This window comes from Mesorhizobium sp. M0074, assembly GCF_040322975.1.
Classification (GTDB): Bacteria; Pseudomonadota; Alphaproteobacteria; order Rhizobiales; family Rhizobiaceae; genus Mesorhizobium.
This window is the reverse complement of sequence record NZ_JAMYUM010000039.1, coordinates 1-19,023: the sequence shown is the minus strand read 5'-3', so window position 1 is coordinate 19,023 and position 19,023 is coordinate 1. Positions and strand designations below refer to the sequence as shown.

23 protein-coding genes and 7 pseudogenes are annotated in these 19,023 nt (G+C 62.0%); 16 read left to right on the top strand and 14 right to left on the bottom strand.

What is annotated here, in order from left to right:
- Positions 1–6 precede the first annotated feature (6 nt).
- From NKJ73_RS32265 to NKJ73_RS32245, 5 genes are all read left to right on the top strand, one after another.
- On the top strand, positions 7–1,050 hold the full coding sequence (locus NKJ73_RS32265) for a DUF7146 domain-containing protein (RefSeq protein ID WP_023803701.1): 1,044 nt from the start codon (positions 7–9) through the stop codon (positions 1,048–1,050).
- 246 nt (positions 1,051–1,296) lie between these two features.
- Entirely contained in the window at positions 1,297–2,238 is a 942-nt protein-coding gene (locus NKJ73_RS32260) for a DUF2493 domain-containing protein (protein WP_352572383.1), read from the top strand.
- 62 nt (positions 2,239–2,300) lie between these two features.
- Positions 2,301–2,561, top strand: coding sequence for a type II toxin-antitoxin system prevent-host-death family antitoxin (locus NKJ73_RS32255; RefSeq protein WP_352483438.1), 261 nt, complete (start codon positions 2,301–2,303; stop codon positions 2,559–2,561).
- Entirely contained in the window at positions 2,551–2,970 is a 420-nt protein-coding gene (locus NKJ73_RS32250; protein ID WP_352572381.1) for a hypothetical protein, read from the top strand. The genes NKJ73_RS32255 and NKJ73_RS32250 overlap by 11 nt, the downstream gene beginning before the upstream one ends.
- Before the next feature lie 159 nt (positions 2,971–3,129).
- Complete coding sequence (locus tag NKJ73_RS32245) at positions 3,130–3,411, top strand: type II toxin-antitoxin system TacA family antitoxin (RefSeq protein ID WP_352572379.1); 282 nt, start codon at positions 3,130–3,132, stop codon at positions 3,409–3,411.
- Here NKJ73_RS32245 and NKJ73_RS32240 read toward each other — a convergent pair.
- Positions 3,408–3,557, bottom strand: a complete 150-nt coding sequence (locus NKJ73_RS32240) for a hypothetical protein (protein ID WP_352572377.1) — start codon at positions 3,555–3,557, stop codon at positions 3,408–3,410. The genes NKJ73_RS32245 and NKJ73_RS32240 overlap by 4 nt on opposite strands.
- Between NKJ73_RS32240 and NKJ73_RS32235 the strand changes: the two genes are divergently transcribed.
- From NKJ73_RS32235 to NKJ73_RS32220, 4 genes are all read left to right on the top strand, one after another.
- Positions 3,525–3,734 carry a hypothetical protein gene (locus NKJ73_RS32235; protein ID WP_352572402.1) on the top strand — a complete coding sequence of 70 codons (210 nt, stop codon included), beginning with the start codon at positions 3,525–3,527 and terminating at the stop codon, positions 3,732–3,734. The two genes, NKJ73_RS32240 and NKJ73_RS32235, sit on opposite strands and share 33 nt — an antisense overlap.
- 139 nt (positions 3,735–3,873) lie before the next feature.
- Positions 3,874–4,407: a hypothetical protein gene (locus NKJ73_RS32230; RefSeq protein ID WP_352572376.1), complete on the top strand. Its 534-nt coding sequence runs from the start codon at positions 3,874–3,876 to the stop codon at positions 4,405–4,407.
- Positions 4,408–5,114: 707 nt separating this feature from the next.
- Positions 5,115–5,438, top strand: a complete 324-nt coding sequence (locus NKJ73_RS32225; RefSeq protein ID WP_023803002.1) for a DUF736 domain-containing protein — start codon at positions 5,115–5,117, stop codon at positions 5,436–5,438.
- Positions 5,439–5,495: 57 nt separating this feature from the next.
- On the top strand, positions 5,496–5,825 hold the full coding sequence (locus NKJ73_RS32220) for a hypothetical protein (RefSeq protein WP_352572374.1): 330 nt from the start codon (positions 5,496–5,498) through the stop codon (positions 5,823–5,825).
- 114 nt (positions 5,826–5,939) lie between these two features.
- On the opposite strand, the gene NKJ73_RS32215 is transcribed toward NKJ73_RS32220, so the two are convergent.
- Positions 5,940–6,302 (bottom strand): hypothetical protein, encoded by a 363-nt coding sequence (locus tag NKJ73_RS32215; protein ID WP_352572372.1) that lies wholly within the window; start codon positions 6,300–6,302, stop codon positions 5,940–5,942.
- Positions 6,303–6,346: 44 nt separating this feature from the next.
- The gene (locus tag NKJ73_RS32210) at positions 6,347–7,027 is read right to left on the bottom strand and encodes a nucleotide-binding protein (RefSeq protein WP_352572371.1); all 681 of its coding nucleotides are present in this window, start codon (positions 7,025–7,027) and stop codon (positions 6,347–6,349) included.
- Positions 7,028–7,106: 79 nt separating this feature from the next.
- On the opposite strand from NKJ73_RS32210, the pseudogene NKJ73_RS32205 reads away from it, so the two are divergent.
- Positions 7,107–7,364 (top strand): annotated as a pseudogene (locus NKJ73_RS32205) (carbamoyltransferase N-terminal domain-containing protein); the annotation flags it as partial.
- A gap of 125 nt (positions 7,365–7,489) precedes the next feature.
- Here the strand turns inward: NKJ73_RS32205 and NKJ73_RS32200 are convergent.
- Positions 7,490–7,768 (bottom strand): hypothetical protein, encoded by a 279-nt coding sequence (locus NKJ73_RS32200; RefSeq protein WP_352572369.1) that lies wholly within the window; start codon positions 7,766–7,768, stop codon positions 7,490–7,492.
- 193 nt (positions 7,769–7,961) lie between these two features.
- On the opposite strand from NKJ73_RS32200, the pseudogene NKJ73_RS32195 reads away from it, so the two are divergent.
- Positions 7,962–8,310, top strand: a pseudogene (locus NKJ73_RS32195) (transposase); the annotation flags it as partial.
- Here NKJ73_RS32195 and NKJ73_RS32190 read toward each other — a convergent pair.
- From NKJ73_RS32190 to NKJ73_RS32160, 8 genes and pseudogenes are all read right to left on the bottom strand, one after another.
- The gene (locus NKJ73_RS32190; protein ID WP_352572367.1) at positions 8,307–9,620 is read right to left on the bottom strand and encodes a molybdopterin molybdotransferase MoeA; all 1,314 of its coding nucleotides are present in this window, start codon (positions 9,618–9,620) and stop codon (positions 8,307–8,309) included. The pseudogene NKJ73_RS32195 and the gene NKJ73_RS32190 overlap by 4 nt on opposite strands.
- Positions 9,621–9,633: 13 nt before the next feature.
- Positions 9,634–10,011 carry a c-type cytochrome gene (locus tag NKJ73_RS32185; protein ID WP_502905420.1) on the bottom strand — a complete coding sequence of 126 codons (378 nt, stop codon included), beginning with the start codon at positions 10,009–10,011 and terminating at the stop codon, positions 9,634–9,636.
- Between the two features lie 476 nt (positions 10,012–10,487).
- Positions 10,488–11,380: pseudogene (locus NKJ73_RS32180) on the bottom strand (SMP-30/gluconolactonase/LRE family protein); the annotation flags it as partial.
- Between the two features lie 27 nt (positions 11,381–11,407).
- A pseudogene (locus NKJ73_RS32175) lies at positions 11,408–11,666 on the bottom strand (ABC transporter permease); the annotation flags it as partial.
- A 283-nt stretch (positions 11,667–11,949) separates the two neighbouring features.
- Positions 11,950–12,057, bottom strand: a pseudogene (locus NKJ73_RS34405) (hypothetical protein); the annotation flags it as partial.
- A gap of 205 nt (positions 12,058–12,262) precedes the next feature.
- Positions 12,263–12,478: a hypothetical protein gene (locus NKJ73_RS32170; RefSeq protein WP_352572365.1), complete on the bottom strand. Its 216-nt coding sequence runs from the start codon at positions 12,476–12,478 to the stop codon at positions 12,263–12,265.
- Between the two features lie 103 nt (positions 12,479–12,581).
- Complete coding sequence (locus tag NKJ73_RS32165; protein ID WP_352572363.1) at positions 12,582–13,148, bottom strand: hypothetical protein; 567 nt, start codon at positions 13,146–13,148, stop codon at positions 12,582–12,584.
- A 166-nt stretch (positions 13,149–13,314) separates the two neighbouring features.
- On the bottom strand, positions 13,315–13,692 hold the full coding sequence (locus NKJ73_RS32160; protein ID WP_352572361.1) for a hypothetical protein: 378 nt from the start codon (positions 13,690–13,692) through the stop codon (positions 13,315–13,317).
- Positions 13,693–13,930: 238 nt separating this feature from the next.
- On the opposite strand from NKJ73_RS32160, the gene NKJ73_RS32155 reads away from it, so the two are divergent.
- Positions 13,931–14,107, top strand: a complete 177-nt coding sequence (locus NKJ73_RS32155; RefSeq protein ID WP_352572359.1) for a hypothetical protein — start codon at positions 13,931–13,933, stop codon at positions 14,105–14,107.
- Positions 14,108–14,701: 594 nt separating this feature from the next.
- Here NKJ73_RS32155 and NKJ73_RS32150 read toward each other — a convergent pair.
- Positions 14,702–14,848 (bottom strand): hypothetical protein, encoded by a 147-nt coding sequence (locus NKJ73_RS32150; RefSeq protein ID WP_352572399.1) that lies wholly within the window; start codon positions 14,846–14,848, stop codon positions 14,702–14,704.
- Here NKJ73_RS32150 and NKJ73_RS32145 point away from each other — a divergent pair.
- The 3 genes and pseudogenes from NKJ73_RS32145 to NKJ73_RS32135 all read left to right on the top strand — a co-directional run.
- Positions 14,843–15,250 (top strand): hypothetical protein, encoded by a 408-nt coding sequence (locus NKJ73_RS32145; RefSeq protein ID WP_352572357.1) that lies wholly within the window; start codon positions 14,843–14,845, stop codon positions 15,248–15,250. The two genes, NKJ73_RS32150 and NKJ73_RS32145, sit on opposite strands and share 6 nt — an antisense overlap.
- Positions 15,251–15,573: 323 nt before the next feature.
- Complete coding sequence (locus NKJ73_RS32140; protein ID WP_352572356.1) at positions 15,574–17,493, top strand: relaxase/mobilization nuclease domain-containing protein; 1,920 nt, start codon at positions 15,574–15,576, stop codon at positions 17,491–17,493.
- Positions 17,494–17,868: 375 nt separating this feature from the next.
- Positions 17,869–18,036, top strand: a pseudogene (locus NKJ73_RS32135) (IS481 family transposase); the annotation flags it as partial.
- On the opposite strand, the gene NKJ73_RS32130 reads toward NKJ73_RS32135, so the two are convergent.
- On the bottom strand, positions 18,033–18,536 hold the full coding sequence (locus NKJ73_RS32130) for a hypothetical protein (protein WP_352572354.1): 504 nt from the start codon (positions 18,534–18,536) through the stop codon (positions 18,033–18,035). The pseudogene NKJ73_RS32135 and the gene NKJ73_RS32130 overlap by 4 nt on opposite strands.
- A gap of 51 nt (positions 18,537–18,587) precedes the next feature.
- Here NKJ73_RS32130 and NKJ73_RS32125 point away from each other — a divergent pair.
- Positions 18,588–19,023 (top strand): annotated as a pseudogene (locus NKJ73_RS32125) (IS110 family RNA-guided transposase); the annotation flags it as partial.

Below are 19,023 nucleotides of genomic sequence, written 5' to 3'. Positions count from 1 at the left end.
GCGATCATGACGGGCTCGGCCTCCGAGCTGGCACGCCGCCTTGGCGAACATGCCGAGGCGGTGTGCCGCGAATATCTTTCCAATGGCCATCGCTCCGGCAATTACTGGATCGTCGGCGATGTCCGCAACACGCGCGGCCGTTCCATGCATGTGCGGCTGAGGGCAAACGCCAAGGGCCCGGCGGGTAGGTGGGTCGACGAGGCGACGTCTGAATTTGGCGATCTGCTCGATGTAATTCGCGAAAGCTGTGGTCTGGTCAACTTCCGCGCGGTTGCGGATGAAGCACGTCGCTTCCTCTCCGTGCCGCTGCCACCGCCCCAAGCTCCTGGCGCGCAGCGGCAACCTGCCGCGGCACCCGGCTCCCCTGAGGCCGCGCGGCGCCTGTTCGGCATGTCCCAGCCGATCGCGGGCACGCTGGCGGAACGCTATCTTGCCGGCCGCGGCATTCTGCTCTCCACACATGAGCGTGCCCTGCGCTTCCATCCCGGCTGCTACTACAGGGATCTCGTGACCGGCGAGACGCGGACGCTTCCTGCGCTGATTGCCGCTGTCACCAGCCTCGACGGGCAGATCACCGGCCTGCAGCGCACCTGGCTTGATCCTTCGGGTCAGGGCAAGGCGCAGCTCGCCGATCCCCGCCGCTCGCTGGGGGATCTCCTGGGCAACGGCATTTGGCTAGGCCACCAGCCCGGTGCGACCGTCCCGGTCATGGCCGCGGGCGAAGGGTTCGAGACGATGGCCTCGCTCCGGACCGTGGTGCCGGTGCTGCCGGTGGCCGCAGCCACCTCGGCCAATCACCTCGCCGGCCTGACGTTCCCGCCCGGCTGCCGCCGCCTCTACATCGCAGCCGATGCCGACTCCGCCGGCCGGCACGGCATCGAGCGTCTCAGCCAACGCGCCGGCGAGGCCGGGATCCTCGCCCTGGTGTTGCAGCCGCAGCTCGGCGACTTCAACGACGATCTGCGCCATCTCGGCCCGGCCCATCTCGCGGCATGGCTCAGCGATCAGCTCGTCCCGGAGGATGTCCGTCTCTTCCTGCCAGCTGGATGAACGGGTCGGGCCGGCAGACGGCAGGGTGGCGTCACCGGAAGCCTTGCAGCTATGGCGGCGGTCCGCCGGAGAGGCTGCGCCCGCGGCCTGCCCGAGAGGCGACCCCTGCCACCCCCCGGTCACGACCGCAACGGCGGCGCCGTCGTCCGCTCGCGCTTCGGCCTTGGGTGCGGCCGCGCCGGGGGCGCGGCCGGGATGCGCTGTCAGGCCGCGATGGGCGCGGCCGAAACCGACGGAGACACCGCCATGACTTACGAGCTTCCTTTCGACGACGCCTACGAGCCCTACCACGCCTCTTCGCCGACCGACCGCGTCATCCTCGAACTACAGATGTACGGCCATCGCCCGCAGCAGGACGAACCTGATCCCCGCCCGCTGCCCGATGACGAGGCGATCCGGGCTGGCCTCGCCGGCATCGTCGAGACCTTCGCCGGCATGCTCGGCGACACCAGGCTCGAACCCGATCTCGACGACCTGCTCTGGTCCTTCGCAAACGTCTTCCACCGTGCCGCCGAGCGCGTCGCCCGCAGCCTCGACCGCAACGAGGAGGCGCAGCGTTCGAGCCAACAGGAGCAGGACGGTTCCGAGGTGAAGTCGGTCGAGCTGGAACGGCTCACGGCCGAGGGCATCACCTATATCGAGCGCCGCAACGTGCTCGAAATCATGCGCGATGAGGCTGCCGACCTCTACGAGGCACAAACCGGATCGGCATGGCGGCCGCGCACCGGCTCCAAGGTCTCCCACCAGGCGATGACCGCTTCGGTGATCGACTCCAGAGACTTCCTCGCCGCCCGCCGCCACGCCGAAACCGAGGTGCTCGTTCCTGCCGGCACCAAGATTGCCTTCGCCGGTGGTCTCGACTGCAACGATCACGACCGGATCTGGAACGCGCTCGACAAGGCCCGCGAGAAGCATCCCGACATGGTCCTGCTCCACGGCGGCAGCCCGCGTGGCGCCGAACGCATCGCCGCCTGCTGGGCCGAGAACCGCAAGGTCACCCAGATCGCCTTCAAGCCGGACTGGACCCGACACGCCAAGGCGGCTCCGTTCCGCCGCAACGACCAGCTTCTCTCGGTGGTGCCCTACGGCCTGATCGTCTTTCCCGGTTCCGGCATCACCGAGAACCTTGCCGACAAGGCGCGTCGGCTCGGCATCCCCGTGTGGCGGTTCGCGGAGGACGGCGCGTGAGCGCCGTTTTCTTGCAAATTCAGAAAATCTAGATAATATGGAGATCGATAAGGAGTCCAGCCATGCGCCAGTTCACGACGGGGGATCTCAACAAGCAGGTTGGCGACGTCACCGACGTTGCCAGCCGCGAACCCGTTATTCTTACCAAGCACCGCAAACCCCGGTTCGTGCTGATGAGTTACGAGCACTACGAACGGATGCGCATCGGCGGCGATCCCCGCCGCGCATACCGTGTCTCCGAGATGCCGGAGGAACACACGGAACTCTTCGCCGCCGAGATCGACCGATTGGCGCGCGGGGAAGGATACGATGATGAGCGGTAGATTCCTGCCTGGTCAGGTGATCTCCTACCCGTATCTTTGGGCATGGCAACACGAGCGCGGCGAAACGGAAGGCCGCAAGAGCCGGCCCACTTGCGTGGTCATCGCTGTCCGCGGCGCAAGAGATGGCCTGACCCATCTCGCGCTCCTGGCGATAACCACCCAACCACCAACCAGCGATCGGGTCGGTTTGGAAGTCTCCACTATCGAGTGCCGCCGCGCCGGTCTGACCGATCTCAAACGCTGCTGGATCGTGGTTGACGAATACAACTACGATATTGCCGAACGCTCCTGGTACATCGAATCCGACGGTAAGCCCCTCGGTCGTTTCAGCAAGGCATTCATGGTGAAGATCGCAGGCGCCTTTATCGAAGCGCGCAGCGAGGGCCGCCGCGTCAGCCGTCTGGATTGACGTTCTCTTTTCGCGCCAGGCAGCATACCTCGGATCGGATCAGTCCGCCGTTTCCGCATGCCTGTACGCCGGGCCCAGGAACAGAATGGCTTCGTCACGCAAATCCGGTGTCATGCTGCATTCCACCGACGTATGTCCATTCCAGCACAGGAACGCACCATGGCCGCCGCCGCAAATAGGAAGATATGCGTATCGATGCGGTTTCGCGACAATGATCTCACCATCATCGACCGCGGCGCGCAGCTGCTCGGCCTGTCGCGCACGGAGTTCATGCGGCGTGCAGCACTCCACGAGGCGCAGGCGGCCATCCTCAACGAAACCGTCATCCGCGTGTTCCCGGAAGCCTATGACGCCTTCATGCAGGCGATCTCGGCCCCGGCCGGTGCGCCTCCGCTGAAGGCGGCCGAGCGGCTGCGTCGGTCCCCGCCCTGGGACCGCTAGCTGGCGCTTTCAGGGATCGAACTCCTCGACGACGCACCGGCCGGCCGGCCGATCCGATTCCCGGGCTGCTGATCGGACAACTCGCCGTCGACCACCGCTATGCCGGACAAGGCATCGGCAGCGGCCTGGTCAAGGACGCGCTGCATCGCTGCGTCGCCGGCGCCGACATCATCGGCGGCCGCGCGGTGGTGGTGCGGGCGACCGACGCCGAGGCCGAGCGCTACTGGCAGAGCTGGGGCTTCATTCCCGCGCGGGACAATCCGTCGGTGCTCATGCGCTCGATCCAGGACGTGGGCCTCTGGCTGGCCGACAAAGGCCACTAGCTCCACGCGCGTAGCGCCTCCGGCAGCGGCAGCGTCCGGGCGCGCCGGCCTGCAGCCGGATGACGATCCCTCACGCAGGGCCAGAGGGAGACGGCGGCCGGCGCGGGGCGGGGGACGCTGGAGAGAAGGGAAAGTCACGATGGCGATGATATTCATAGGTGGTTCACGCGAGACATTCGAGCTGCCGGAACCTGCCATCGCTCGCATCGGCGCAATCGTTGCTGCCGAGCACGGCGTGCTGATTGGCGACGCATCTGGAGCCGATGCCGAGGCGCAGGCCCTGCTCGCCGGCTATGGCTACGACCATGTCGGCGTCTTCCATGCCGGCAAGGAACCTCGCAACAATCTGGGCGACTGGGCTGCCTACCAGGTCCCGTCTCCTGAAGGCGCTCACGGGTATTGGTTCCACGCCGCCAAGGACCGGGAGATGACGCGGCGCGCCGACTTTGGGATGATGGTCTGGGACGGCGCATCACCCGGGACGGCCGCCAACGTGCTTCGGCTCGCCATCGCGAACAAGCCGTGCGTCATTTACGATCTGGCCAAGGGCAGCATGGCGACTACCTACAATGTGCAAGACTGGTGCGCCATGCTCCGCCATGCCGGTCCGGACATTCGCCGCCAAGCCGAAGCCCGCATGATGCCGGACGAACGTCTGGCGTTGCCAGGATGATGGACGCGTGGATCCGCCGACAGCCCGCCGGGTCCGATCCGATAGGCTGGATCCGGCCCCGCGCTGCCAACTCCACTTTTATGGACGGCCGGAGCCGGCTCCTTTCGAAACCGCCCACGCGCAGAGCCGCGGGGCGTTGTGCAGGATGTCTTCTTGACCTGTCTCGCATCTGAGCGGGTGCAAGCGTGCCGAACATGCTGGCTTGCCCGGTCATCCAACTTGGTTGCGAGGCATTCCCCCCAAGGGGCGCGAAGTTCGCTGCCAGTCGACTCCGATCTCGAAACCGCTGTGGCGCCATACCGAACACGCAAGGCAGTTCACACGCCATGCTGCTGTTCGAGGTATTGGCTCAAGCGACATGACCCGAGAGGCTGCAGCCTGTTCCTGCGATCCGGCAGCGTTGCGTCGGCGGTCAAGCGATGGCGGCCTGAGTTCTTGTCCATCTGCCGCATCCGGGACCATTCCCGTTTCATGTCGCCTTTGTAGACGACCGCCTGCTTTATGCGGTCAACCCCCGTTGGGGGTACACTCGGCGAATATTCAGGAAAATTCGATTTGTGTTTTTGTCTGCGGACAGGCGAAGGGCCTGCCCGCTGTTTTTCGGCAAATAGAATTTTCCAGAATTTTCGCCGAGATGACCGCAGCAGGACGGTCCTCTCCTTTGGCGCCATCGGGAATGGTCCCGATGCAACCGAAGGAGAACTACCATGGCCACCACGATCGCAAACCTCACCACCAAGGCCGACGGCTCGATGGAAGGCGTCTTTGCCACGCTCCGGGTCAACGCGCCGATCACCCTGATCCCGAACACCAACAAGTCGCGCGAGGACGCGCCCGACTACCGGATCGTCAACAAGCGCACGGGCTTCGAGATCGGAGCCGGGTGGCACCGCACCTCCCAGCGTTCGGGTGAAGAGTACCTCTCGGTCAAGCTGGAAGCCCCCGAGATCGGCGTCATCTTCGGCAATCTCGCTCCCGCGCCAGGCGGCGAGGAAAACAAGAAGGTCATCCTCTGGAACAACCCCCAGTGAGGCATCGGCGGCCGGCCTCGCAAGGGGCCGGCTCCCCACCGGCAAAGGGAGGTTGCAATGAGCCGCTACACCATCACTGTCACCAGACAGGGCCGCTCGGATCCAGACGCTGTCATCGGCTACGACCCACCGCTTCGGACCTACTTCCTGCAAGCGTTCCCGCACGAAGAAACCGACGAGCCCGCGCTCTGGCTTGGCACCCGCGATCGCGCGTTCGAAACGCTTGAGGATCTTCGCCATGCAGCCATCTCACACGGCTACGACTTTATGCCGCTGTCGCCCGAGATGGCCGCAAAGCTGGTCGATGACAAAGCGGCAGCCAGCGGGCGTCCGGAGCGGGACGGCATCCTCGGCCAACTGCTGAAACACCTCAACCAATCCAAGTAGGCAAACATCTCAGGGCCCGCGACGAAGTATCGTCGCGGGCCCTTTTTTTCGCACGTAGCAAAGAGCCACGAACATCACCTGTCGCAACAGGCGATAGCGGCTCCATACCGCCGGTCATTCCTTCGGCAGTTTGTGCTTATGAATGCGGATATAATCCTGCACAGCCTTTCGCAGCAGTTCGGTCATGCTGTGGCCGTTGCTGATCGCCAGCAGCTTGAAATGGCGCTGCTCCGCAGCCGTCAGGTAATACCCGCAGCGGATCATCTCCTCCTCGCGAATCTTCTTGCCGGCGATCGGATCCTTTTTCTGACCCTGCCGCAGCAGCTTGCGAAAGTCAGGCGTTGCACCCGATGCCGGGTCGGGCGTCTGCGACATGGCCGATCCGGCATGCGGCTCCAGCTTCCGCCCCTCGTTTTTCGCTGATGAAATGAACATGCTCGGCAGTGCCGGCGGCTGCGTGGAAATCGCCTTCATCATGCGGGCTTTCTTGTCGTCACCGGGTTTCGGTGCGGTTTCTTCGCTCATGCCGCGTTCCTTGTGGCTTCGATGAAGGTTTGCAGAAGGTTGTCGAAGACCCCTTCGCTCTCGGCAACCGCCTTCGCGTCAGGCACCGTGGGGCTGTAAAGGGTCTGCCCGGTCTGAAGGTCGCGGTAGGCAACGCGATTGTGCAGGACGTGTTCTGCAATCGGCGTGCCGTTGGCCTGGATGATGGCGCGCAGTTCGGTCAGGGCTCGCGCCCTGCCGTCGATGATGGTCTGCTTGGTCAGCACGAATATCGCAGGCAGCGGTTTACCCCGGCTCTCGACCGCCAGCGGGATGTAGTGGTCGGTGATCTGGATGGCGGCGGTCACATCGTCGAGGGCAAAATAGACCGGCACGACAACAATATCGGCTGCGAAGAGCCCGGCCATGAGGTTGTCATTTGTGGTGCCTTCCGTATCGATCAAGACGACGGAGCGCTCACCGTTGTGAATGGCTGCGGCGTCAAGGATTTCCTGCGGTGTCATCGCGCTCACCAGCTGCAGTCTGTCAGGACGATTGCCAGCTTCACCCAGCATCTGGAACCAGCGGTTCATGTTCTGCCGCCGGTCGCCGTCGACAAGAGTGACCGAATAGCCCCGATGCAGCGCGACGGATGCAAGGGCGCGCAGCATCGTCGATTTGCCAGTGCCGCCCTTGGGGATCGCAGCGGAGATGATCATTGGGGGCCTCCTTCCGGCGTAGGCTCCATGTTTCGTTGCTCCTTGTTAACAAGGCAACAAGTCATCATGGACACATGGAATAATATCACGGCGGAATTCGCCCTACTACAACATTGGCGTAACCAATCGAAAGTTCACCAACCTCGCCAGGCGCGTTTCAGACGCCATCTTCGATTCGTTCCACACTTTTGCGAAGAAGAACCTGACAAAGGGTTACCCGCTGCTGATTTCCGGGGGGTGTGGATTGAACTGCGAGTGGAACCGCCGTTGGCTCGAAACGAATCTCTTTTCCGACGTTTTCATTCCGCCATGCTCAAACGATACAGGCTCTGCGATCGGGACCGCAGTCGACGCTATGCGGCATTTTACAGGCAAGGCCAAGATCAAATGGAACGTCTATTCAGGCCAGCCTTTCACACTTGACGAATTTGACCGGACCGGGCTCGAGGTCCATCCACTCGACTACGGCCAGGTAGCCTCGGCGTTGCTCGATGACAAGGTGAGCGGCGCGAAGGCACCGACCATCCCTGGATGGCATTCCCTGCACAGCATCCATCGGGGATTGCGAACCTCAACGGTGCCGAAGACGGTTCGGATCCGGCTTGTCGTGTAGTCCTTGACCGGTCGGAACGTATGGCAATCCGGGCAAACCGGGCGAAGAAGGGCATACGTCTCCGCCTCATGATTCACGACCGCGTTCTGCAGCGCTGCCATGATCTTCTTGCTATCGCCGATCGACAAGCCGATGTCGCCGTGGAACAGGCTCTCCCAGCTCTTGTCTATGCGGACCTCCTTCCGGCATGTGTCGCCAAATTCGTTCCGGCCCTCGATCGTAACCGTTCATTCCACCGCCATCGCCACCTCCTCAAAGCGGTGGTTATGGACCATTCAGGCCTAAAAATCCGTGCTCAACCCCACAGAAGTTACCGGTCTCAACGCCGAGGTTCCCGCCGACAAGGCCGTGCACGTCGTCCTCGACAACTATGCTCCCCACAAGCATGCCAAGGTGCGCCGCTGGCTCGACCGCCACGAGCGCTTCACCTTCCACTTCACCCCGACCTCGTGCTCCTGGCTCAACGCGGTAGAGGGCTTCTTCGCCAAGCTGTCGAAGCGGCGCCTAAAACACGGCGTCTCCCACTCCGTCGTAGACCTTCAGGCCGACATCAACCGTTTCCTCGCCGAGCACAACCAGCAGCCAAAGCCCTTCACCTGAGGCCGCCGATTCCGACAAGATCATCGCCGCCGTCAAACGCGGGCACCAAGTGTTGGATTCCATCCACTAGGTCCCAAACGGTTCGTAGCGTAGCGGCATGCTGTTTGTGATTTCGGCGGCCTCAGGCGGCAGGAGTGCGATGCCGTCGGCCAACGCAACGGCCGTCAAATTGGCCGAGGTTCCACGTTCAGGCATCTCCAGCACAGGTTCACCCATTTCGGTGCGGCCGGATATGCGGACGGGCACAAACTCAGTTCGGCCTTGCCGCTTTTTGCAGTTGAAGCCAGCCACCGCCGGGAACCATTGCGGCTGGGTCTCCGCGAGGCCAGCCAGCCTTCGCAAGGCAGGCAGGACAATCTGCCGGAACGCTATCAGCGCCGCGTTGGGATTGCCTGGCAACCCTGCAAAGACTGTTTTCCTGATCCTTCCGACCTTCAGCGGCTTGCCCGGCCGCATCGCGACGTTGAGGACGCCAAGGTCGGCACCATGGGCCTGAACAGCCACCACCGCATGGTCTTCCTCGCCTGCCGAGACCCCGCCTGTGGTAACCAGGGCATCACAGGACGTGACGGCGCGAGCGACAACGTCTGTGAGGAGACCCAGGCTGTCAGGGACCATGCCGAAGTCGACGATCTCCGCCCAAGGACAACCCGCCAGCAACGAGCTCAGCATGGTCTGATTGGAATTGTAAATCTGACCGTGTTCGAGGGGCTCGCCCGGTTCTTTCAACTCGGTTCCGGTGGAGAGCAGTCCTATCCGGATCTTTCGAAGCACCTGGACGTCAACGATCCCCACCGCTGCCAACAAGGTTAGATCCCTGGCGGACAGGCCCTTGCCCCGCCGTACCAGTTCCGTGCCGGCGCTGACGTCCTCGCCAGCAAAACGGATGTGACGACCACGACGGGGCCGCTCGTCCATCGTGACGGTGTCGCCAATTCGCTCACAGCGCTCTTGCATGACCACGGCATCGAAGCCCCACGGGACGGGTGCTCCCGTGAATATCCTGAGTGCAGTTCGTGGGTCGAGGTTCTCAAGAGCGCGCACATCGCCGGCGACCACCCGTTCAGCCAGACGAAATGTCCAAGGCCCTTCCCCGTCGAAATCCGCCGTTCGAACGGCAAACCCGTCCATGGCGGAATTATCGAACGGAGGCAGCGAAATAGGCGAGCATATATCGGCGGCGCAAACCCTCCCTAATGCACCGACGAGCGAGACTGTTTCCCTATATCGAACAGGTTTGGCGAGCGCGATGGCTTTGGCTACCGCCGTCTCGAACGGGATAGCTTCGCCACTCTGCCCGGCAGAACAGTCGGCTTTCAAAACAGGTTTCACCGCGTGACACACGATCGCTCCCTCCTTTACGTTGTTCTCGAAACGCAAAGACCAAAGGTTTCTAACCTGACACACTCTTGAGATAGGCGATGACGTTTTTGACGTCGTCGGGATTCTTGAGGCCAGGGAACCCCATTTTGTTCGCCGGCACTTTCGCCTTGGGATCTGCCAGATATTCCATCAGGTTCGGCTCATCCCATACGAGGCCCGCACCGCCCACATCCTTCATGGCTTTCGAATAAGAATAGCCAAGGACGGTCCCCGCTGTCCGGCCCACGACGCCCTTCAAGGATGGCCCGACTCTGTTTGCTTCGGTAGCAGCGCTGTGGCAGGCGGCGCACTTTTTGAAGACCGCCTTGCCTCCCTCGATATCCTGGGCCCGGGCGACCGGAGGCAGTAACGCCAAAACCATTGTGGCACCGACGAACAGATATTTCACGTAGGAACTCCCCGTCCTCTCACGTCGACCAGCTTGTTCCAGCGATTCATGTGTTTCTCCCATTTGGCGAAATGCCGTCGCAAACAGCTCTGCAACGCTTGTGCCACGGAAAAGCCGGCGATTTTATTGCAAGATGCGAATGGACCCCACCTCCAAGTGCCCACCACGTCCGGAAATGAATGCTGCGCTGCCGAAGGTTCACGAAGTCGAACGGCCCAAGGTCCCGCTCATTCCTAGACCGAGCCTGCGTTGTGAAGTGCTTGACGTGCAAAACAGAGTCCCTTTGGCCCGGACGGAGAACAGAGCCGGTACAGTGATTGCGATCGTCAGGGCGACGGAAGATTTCAGGAATGTTCTGCGTTGCATCTTGGTACCTCCCTTGGGTTCAGAAAAATGGTCTGGCCTTCCGGAACTCGACTTCCGCAGGGTTTGCAGGGCGCCAAGTCACCGGCTGATCTGTCCAGCAAACCGGCTGGGTGCGCGTTGACATAGATGGAATAGAGCGAGGTCTGAGCAGTGATGTAGAGGCGGTTGTGCTTCGGACCGCCGAAGCACAGGTTGGAGACGATTTCGGGAACCAGGAAGCGACCGATCCGCGTCCCGTCCGGAGCGTGGACACGGACCGCATCGGCGCTGGAAGCCCAGATGCTGCCGCCGCGATCGACGCGCAACCCGTCGAAGAATCCTGCCTCACATTCGGCCAGGGTGCCGCGCGACCGCAGGGAGCGACCGTCCTCGGCGACACCATAGGTCTTGATCGCACGCGGCAGCCCTTGAACATGGCTTGCGCCGGTATCCGACACTAGAGGATGCTCTCGTCTGGCGAGAAAGCCAGACCGTCGGGCTGAATCAGATCGGTGATGACGGCGGTCACCGCGCCGGAGGACTCGTCGAACCGGTAGACATGGGAGCCGCCGATCTCTGGCCGGGCAATCATGCCTTCGTAGTGGCTATCAATGCCGTAGACCGGGTCGGTTAACCAGATCGTTCCGCCGGATTTGACCACCACATCGTTCGGCGAATTGAGCCGCTTGCCGTTGACGGTTTCGACCAGGGGGCGCCAATTGCCATCGTGCTCGAGCCGGGAGATGCGCCGGCCGCGATGCTCGCAAGCGACGATGCGGCCTTCACCATCGAGCGTATGTCCGTTCTGGTTGTTGCACTGTGTCTCGAAGACGCAAACGGAGCCATCGCCTGCGTCGTAGCGCAGCAGACGGTCATCGGGGATGTCCGACCACAACAAAAGCCGTGCGGCCGGGACATAGACCGGTCCTTCCGCCCAGCGGTTGCCGGTCCACAGCGGTTCGAGCTTGGCATGCCCGCTCGTCAGCTTTCGGAACCGATCGTCCAGAATCTCGTAGTCGCTCATATCATGAGCCAGGATGTGTTCTGTTGCTCACTTTGAAGGTTGCGCAGCAGTCTTGGGCATGGCCTTGTGGGCGGCGCCGCGCTTGCGCTGGGCGTAGCCAGCGATGCCGATGGCGACGAGCAGCGTCACCCTGTTGAACAGGGGTCGATAAAGAACGAGCCGCCAAACTGCTGGATGCCGGAAATGCCAATCGCAAGGATGATGACGCCAGTCATCGTGCCCCAGACTCTCCCGGCGCCCGTCGAGCCAAGAAGAGGCCCCCGACGAGAGCCGGGAGAAGATATTGGATGCTGGTCCCGGAAGCGCTTCGTGATCATCGTCTTGCCCATGCCGCTGTCGCCGGAAGGCATTCGCGTCCTCGCGGATAGATAAGCCAGCGCCATGCGGCCCGTCATCCCACCGCTGTTCGGCCAAGCGAAACGGCGTCGAGGTCCTCTTCGATCACCCCGGCCGCGTATAACTGATCGAGCAGGTCGGCGACTGCAAGGGCGCTCGCTCCGTCCGTCGCGACTGCAATTGCCGCACGCGATTAGATGGCCAACGGAAATCGGAACAACCTCGTCGAGCACCCGGTGTTCAATGTTGCGTGAGCGGAGATGGAAGTACCGGTTCCCTGCCTCGTATTGCAGATCTCCGTGGAAGCGGATCGGCAGGTTCGGAGGTGGGCTTTCGAACATATGCTCGTCGATGATGCACTGCAGCCCTTCCCGGAACTCGTCGGGTGTGCTGAAGAAACGTTCGTCCACGATGCGGTACCCGAGAGGCCAGCGTTCGCTCCCCGGTACCGGCGTCACCAGTTGTAAACGTCCTTGCCGCATATTTACGAGGAAGCCGGAAACACAGGCGATCGTCGTGGGATAGCCCTCCGCCAAGGCTATTGCATCATCTTTGTTGGCTGCCTGGAGTTTCTCCTGCCGGGCGCGCACGCGCGCGCCCGGTGAAAGCCTTTGCGGTCGGCGCCTCTTTGCCCTGCAGGATGAGTTCGACCCCCATCAGGTCCACGGGCGAAAACGCCGCGTGAATCTGATTGAGATGGTTCGTGCTCAGCACGGAGAAACGATTCGTCACGCCACCGTAGCGTTTGAACAGTTCGAGCACGCGCCTGGTGAGCGCCTGATCCTTGAGCGGGGCGGCCGTCGTCGTTTGTGGCAATGCGCCCGTGATTTGATGGTAGTCGAACAGAAAGCGGTCGTAGTCCGGGTTATCGATCGGATTCTGTGGCCCAGTAGCAGAAGCCAGTGCGGGCTGCCGAACCAAACATCTCGCTCGCGACACCGACCACACCGCGCCAAACCTCGGCATGCTCCTCGCTATACTCATAATAGCCCTTGAAGCGGTCGGCCGACAAGCCGCAGAACCAGCAACCGACGGTACAGCCTTCACTCAGCTCGAAAGCGATGATGGGGTGCGTGATCGACGGCGCCAATTCGCCCAATTCGTCGTTACAGCGCCGGCTTTGGCGCTCGCGCCAGGCATGGAAGCGAGGGTTGACTGTCGACATTTCGCCATCGGCGCGCAGCATGTCGCGATAGCGCAACATCTCGCGCATATACTCGTCCCACATCATAGCCAGCGGCCACGGGGCAGACTCCGGCTTGAAGCGGTGCTTCACGTAGTCCCCGCACCAGAGCGGCAGCATCTCCATTGGGTCAACTTCGATGCCGTAGCGCTCTGTTACCGATCGAGGGGCGTCGAGGTTCTCCGAAAGGGCCGTGCGGAACTTCCTGTCACCGGCCAGCCGCTCCATGAAGCGCTTGACGTGTGGCAACGTTCGCCGTTCCTCCGGCGTGCGCTGGTCAAAGATTTGTTGCCAGTGTTCGCGAGGGTACGGGTGAGCCCTTGAAGCGGCCCGTTGTACGCCTGATAGCATGATCGCATCCTCGACGCGGTTTGCTCTGATGTTACATCAGACCGGCTCGTCCGAGCCAATGCGGTTAGGTTGCGACCACAACAACAACTACGACAACTAATACGACCGCAGCGACGCTAGTTCTTCCCCCGACTTGCGCAGGGCTCATGGATACATCCATAGCGGAATTAGCCAACGCAGTGGTCTGTACAAAGCTGGTCAAGGCCGGAACGCTCGAACCACGCTTGCGGCCTGCAATCGCGCCGAGCTTCTTCGTACTGGACTTCTGCCGGCTGTTCGATCGGATGTAACTTTTAACCTCGTCAAGCGTGATGTTGTAGTTGAGGCTCTTTCCAATCGCTACGATCGATGCAAGCCCTCCAACGCGTCGTTTAAGGTTTTCAAGCGGACTGCCTTTTTTTCCTAAATCGTTGACGAATCGCTCTAAGTCAGTTTTCCGCATAACGAATTCGTGCCTTTGCTCAATGTTGCCAAACTATCCATTTCGCTCTCACAAGCGATCGGATGATGGTTCCGTGAACAAGCAAGCGCTGTACCAACCTCAAAATTCTGACTTTGCGCGTTGTCTGACAGTACGCATTGTCAACTTGCCGACCTTTTGGGTTGCGAATCGTCAATTGGCCCGCTCCGTGCGGATGCGGGTGAGGATCTCGCCCAAACCTGGCCTGCCGTGATAATGGGTGGTCGAGATCAAGACGCAAATCCGCCTGCACCTGTCGACATCCTGCCCCGACCAAGGCATCCTGCGCATCGTTCTCGATCGCATCCCCAACATAGCCGACGGGGCGTCGGACGCCCCGAAAACGAACCCGCTGACCTCTCAATCCGCAAACCCCGCCTTCCATCACAACGGATGATCGCCGGCGCCCGTGAGGCTTGTTGAAAAAGCACGCAAGGGCAACCACATCGCCGCTTCAGGCCGCCAAAAACTCACCGCGGTGCATCAAGGCGGCTAGGCGCCACTCGAAAACTTTCGGCGGGCGCAGCGTGACCAATCTCATTCAAGGCTTGCCGGAGGCTGCCAAAGTGAAAGTAGTAGGTCCTCACGCGCGGAACCGAACGGGACCGATCTACGATGTTTCGCGATAAGCGGCCCTTCTCGACCCACAAGTCGCGCAATCCCTCGAGCATTGCCTCGCGCGGAAGCGGTTTCGGCCGCCGCTCGTCCAGGCGCTTCCGCGCCTGATCGTCATTTTTGCAAGATGGACCTCGCGAGATTGCCGGTCAGCGGAAAGGACCTGCAGGCTGGGCTGCTTCGCGCATCTCTTGAGCAAGGCGGCGTGGGAGGCACCCGGGAATAGATGCTGGCACCTGCCACTAAATGAGAGTTCAGGACCGAGAGGCCGTAAGAATAATGCACTGGCAGGATAAGCGCCGCCCGATCCCGATGGCCGAGTTCCAGATGCGGACCGCGCTCTGACTTGTTTCCATGTTAAGATGGCAACAAGTCCTCAACGCATCATGGAGACATCAAAGCAAATCGCGATCGCCCGCCCGCACTGGCCACTGGCAGGATAGCCTATTTTGTGATACACACAAAAATAGGCGGCGCGGCCCTGGGGGGCCTTAGCGCCCGCAAGCGGGCTTGAGAGATGGATGCAGACGCCCAGAAAGCAGCGATCAAGAGCGCGTCACGACGCTATGGCGAGGTGACGCACATCCGGTTTTCGGCTGACGAGCTGGCCAGCCTCAAAGCCATTGCGGAGCGGGACGGCGTGACCGTCAGCGAGGCCGTGCGGCGTCTTGTGCGCGCCGAGGCTGGGCATCTGCCTATCGCGTCCGAGGCGTTGCGGCCGGCGATCGTGGACATGACCGATCAGCTGCGGCGGGTCGGCATCAATTTCAACCAAGCCGTGCGTGCCATAAACGACGGCCGTGTTGCCCATGATGGGGACCTTGAGCAGGCGCTGATCGCGGTGGGCGACCTTGTGCGGCAGTTTCGCGATGAACTGAAAACGATGACTGGCGGATCCCGCAAGGCGAGGGAGGCGAGGCCATGAGCGGTCGTCTTGCTGGCTACGCGGCCGAAATCGAACGCTATCTGCGGGGTGGGGCCGGCATAAAGCGTGAGGAGCTGGACGACGACAAGTCCGTGACGGGCGCCCGACGCGGGGCTGCCGAATTCCAGGCGATGAAGAGTTATGAGCGGACCGGTGGCGGCGGACGCCTCGGGCGAGGACAAGCCGGCTCGACGGCAGTTGGCGGCAGGAACGCCCCTCGTTCGTCGCCGGGAGGATCGGGCGCGGCGGGGAGCTCCGTCTCCAGCGGGGCACCGAAGCCCACTGCTGCTGCGAGTTCGCCCAGGGCCCCTAGCGCGCCGATCATGGTCTATGGCGCCACGCTCGCCGGTTTCCGGCCGGAAGAGGAGGAGGAAGACTGGAAGCGGCGCGGCGGCGGAGGCCGTGGCCGTGGTGCTGTTCGTCCGAGCGGTACAGGGCGAGCAGCGCGGGCGGGCTATCAGGCGCGGGCAGTGGCGGCACGAGCCGGCTATGCCGCCGGCGCGCAGCCTGCCGTGTTCAAGGTCATGCCCAATCCGCCATCGACCAAGGACGCAGCCGCACGGCTGCTCAATTATCTTGGGAGGCGTGAGGACGAAAAAGGCGAGAAGCACGACATCGAGATTTTCGACGAGGATGGGCAGGTCCTTGCGACAGGCGGCGCAAGAAAGGCGTTCCTTGAAAAGTTTTGCGAGACGTTCGAACCACCCCTGGAAAACACCAATTTTCTGGAGGTTCGTTTCGAGCTCGCTGGCCACGTCACCGATGCCGCCTTGAGCGTGGCGCTGAAGAAGGCATTCGGCGCAAAACCGTTCATCTATGCACAGGATGGACAGACGGTGCAGGTTTACGCGCACACCGATAAGCGGGCCGGACCGCTTGCGAGAGTCCTGGCCGGCGGTCGGGAGAATTCGCGCAGCAAGGCGCTCGACAAGATCGAGGCGCGCTTATCTGAGGCGATGGACGCGGCTGGGGTGGTCGCCAAGGCAGAGGTGACTGCGGCCGTCAGCCGTGAACCCAAAGCGAAATACTTTTTGCAAAAGTTCATCCGTACAAACAAAGACGTACGCACTGCGAACGGCGAGCCAATTCGGGGCGCGAGGAACCCCGCCAAGGCGGCGGCTTCGGTCTATGATCAATGGCGCCCGCAGTTTTCGGGGCGTGAGCGCCGCAATGCCTATCACCTGCTTTTCTCGGCGAGAGCCGGCACCGATGCCAACGCCGTCATGGCCGCGGCGCGCGCCGTGCTCGAGGAGCGCGCGCCAGGATACAAGTTCGTCCTGGCGCATCACAAGGACACCAAGCACGTCCATATCCATGCGATGGTGCAGGCACGGTCAGCCGACGGCGAGCGCCTGAAATTCTACAAGCCTGATCTCGCCGCCTGGCGCGAGGCATTTGCGGAAAAAGCACGCGACAACGGCATTGCCATGGTGGCGACGCGGCGCATGGATCATGCGATGACGCGGCCATTCACAAAGGAGCATGCCGGAGCCTACAGCCGCGCCCAAAGCGATCCGCGCTACCAGGTCAGCGCTAGGACAATGGAGCGGGTGGAGGCCAAGCGGCAACGCCGTTTGGACGGGCAATTCCTCGTCGTGAACGGCGATGCAATCGTTGCCGCGTGGCAAAAGACTGTGACGACGATGCGGACCGCAGGCATAGTCGGTCAGGCTCTCTCGGCAGCGGAATCGATCGGCAACAATTTTCTGCGGTTTCGTGGCGATCGGACAGAGGAAGGGCAACCAGCTCCTGCCGCGGATCGCGGTGCTGATCAATCGGGGCAGAAGCCTTTCCTGTCCCATCCCGGTGTGAGAGAATTGAATGCATTGATAGGAGATTTGGATATGGCGCAAACCCCCTTGGAAATGCGGCGTCAGATGGCCCGCGTCAATCAGGCTCTGGACAATATGCGCGGGACGCTGCCGCCGGCGCATCAAGGACAGTTCGAACAATATCGTGAAGAGGTGAACGATAAGATGCACGACCGTCTGGCGCGGCTGCAATTCGAGCGGCAGCAGCAGCGTCGTGGTGGTGGCGGTGAGGAGCCAATCCCCGAGCGCGAGGCGCGAGGGCAAGACCTCCCAACTCGGGAAGATCCCCGCGAGCCGATTAAGCCGCGTACAGGCGCCGAGCAAGAGAAGGTGAGAGCCAAGCAGAAGGACGCGAACAAACAGAAGGCGCGGCAGTCGGAAGAGCAGGACCGGAAGACCCAGCGCTCAAACGATAACGACTACGAGCGCTGAACAAGGGCCGACCTAGGGTCCTACCGCAGGGGTAGGTTTGCGACGCACTCGTCACACAATGATCAGGAATGGCAGCAATGCGCCCAATCCCAGTCATTCCGGCCCTTTCGTCGATCGCCCGAAAGCGGACGACGCTTTCTAGCGCCGGAAGCGTGTGCTGCCGAGAACGCTACTCCATGCCGCTCAGGCGGTATGGTGACCGAAATGCCTCCAGCATTCACCGAACGGCCATTACAGCCCGCCGCCTGTTCCGCGACGATCAAATCGGGATCAGTCCAAGGATTTCAGAAGAGATGGACCGTATGGGGTGGGAGTTCGTCCGGTCAGCGCCTTGTTTGCCCAATCAGGTGTCGCCGATCAGCGCGCGTCCGACGGCAGCTTCGCAGCCATCTCGCCGACTTCGTCGCCGCATACAACTTCGCACGAAGACTCAAGACCCTCAAAGGTCTCACACCCTATGAGTTCGTGTGCAAGACATGGACCTCCCAGCCCGAACGCTTCACCGCAAACCCGATCCAGCAAGTGCCGGGACTAAACATCTAGCCCTCAGCCGCGATCCGCCTTTCGAGATAGTGACGGTACTCATCAACAATGGACGATTGCTGATCGGTACAACCTGCCCGCACCGCGTCGATCGCGGCGTAGGCCATCGGGAGGCTGTTCCATTTCAGCTTGTCGGACGTGTCCAGCAGCTTCGTGCGGTCATGTTGATAAAAGAAGTCGCGAAGGCGCTCATCGAGCAGTTCGGGGTGGCGCTCGTAGATCAACCGATACCCATGATAGCGCAGGCGCGCATCCTCGAGCGCGGCGACGATCGAGACGCGGTCTTGCCAGGGAGCGCTGTGGAAGGCGTTCATCCGCGACTTGTCCCCGTTGGGAATGAAGCTGGCATAGATCTGCTCTTCGACGTACGGTGAGGTTTCGAACTCGGCGCGCCCCAATGCGGCGGCGGTGATCAGCCTGCGGCGAAGCAGCTGATCCTGCTGGATCCTCGCCGCCGCGTGTATGATCTGGGATGATGGGTGGACGGCCCCTTGCGGCATCGAATGTGCCAAGCTGGCCGTGTTGAAACCCAGCGGAGGAGACCGTCCGTCATGCAAGCTATCAGATTTGGTATCGATTTGGCCAAGAACGTGTTTCAGGTGCACGGCGTGGATGCGACCGGGCAGGTGGTGGTGCAGCGTCAGCTGCGCCGTGCGCAGATGGTGAAGTTCTTCACGGCTCAGCCGCCGGCGCTGATCGGCATGGAGGCTTGCGGCTCGGCCCATCATTGGGGCCGCACGTTCAGCGCGCTTGGTCATGAGGTCAAGCTGATGCCGCCGGCCTATGTGAAGCCCTATGTCCCGCGCAACAAGAACGATGCCCGCGACGCGGAAGGCTGTTGCGAAGCGGTGAGCCGGCCGAAGATGCGCTTTGTGCCGATCAAGACGGTCGAACAGCAATGAGCCAGGGGGCTGCATCGCACGCGTAACCTTCTGGTGCGCCAGCGCACGCAGTTGGCCAACGCCATTCGTGGCCTGCTCTATGAGA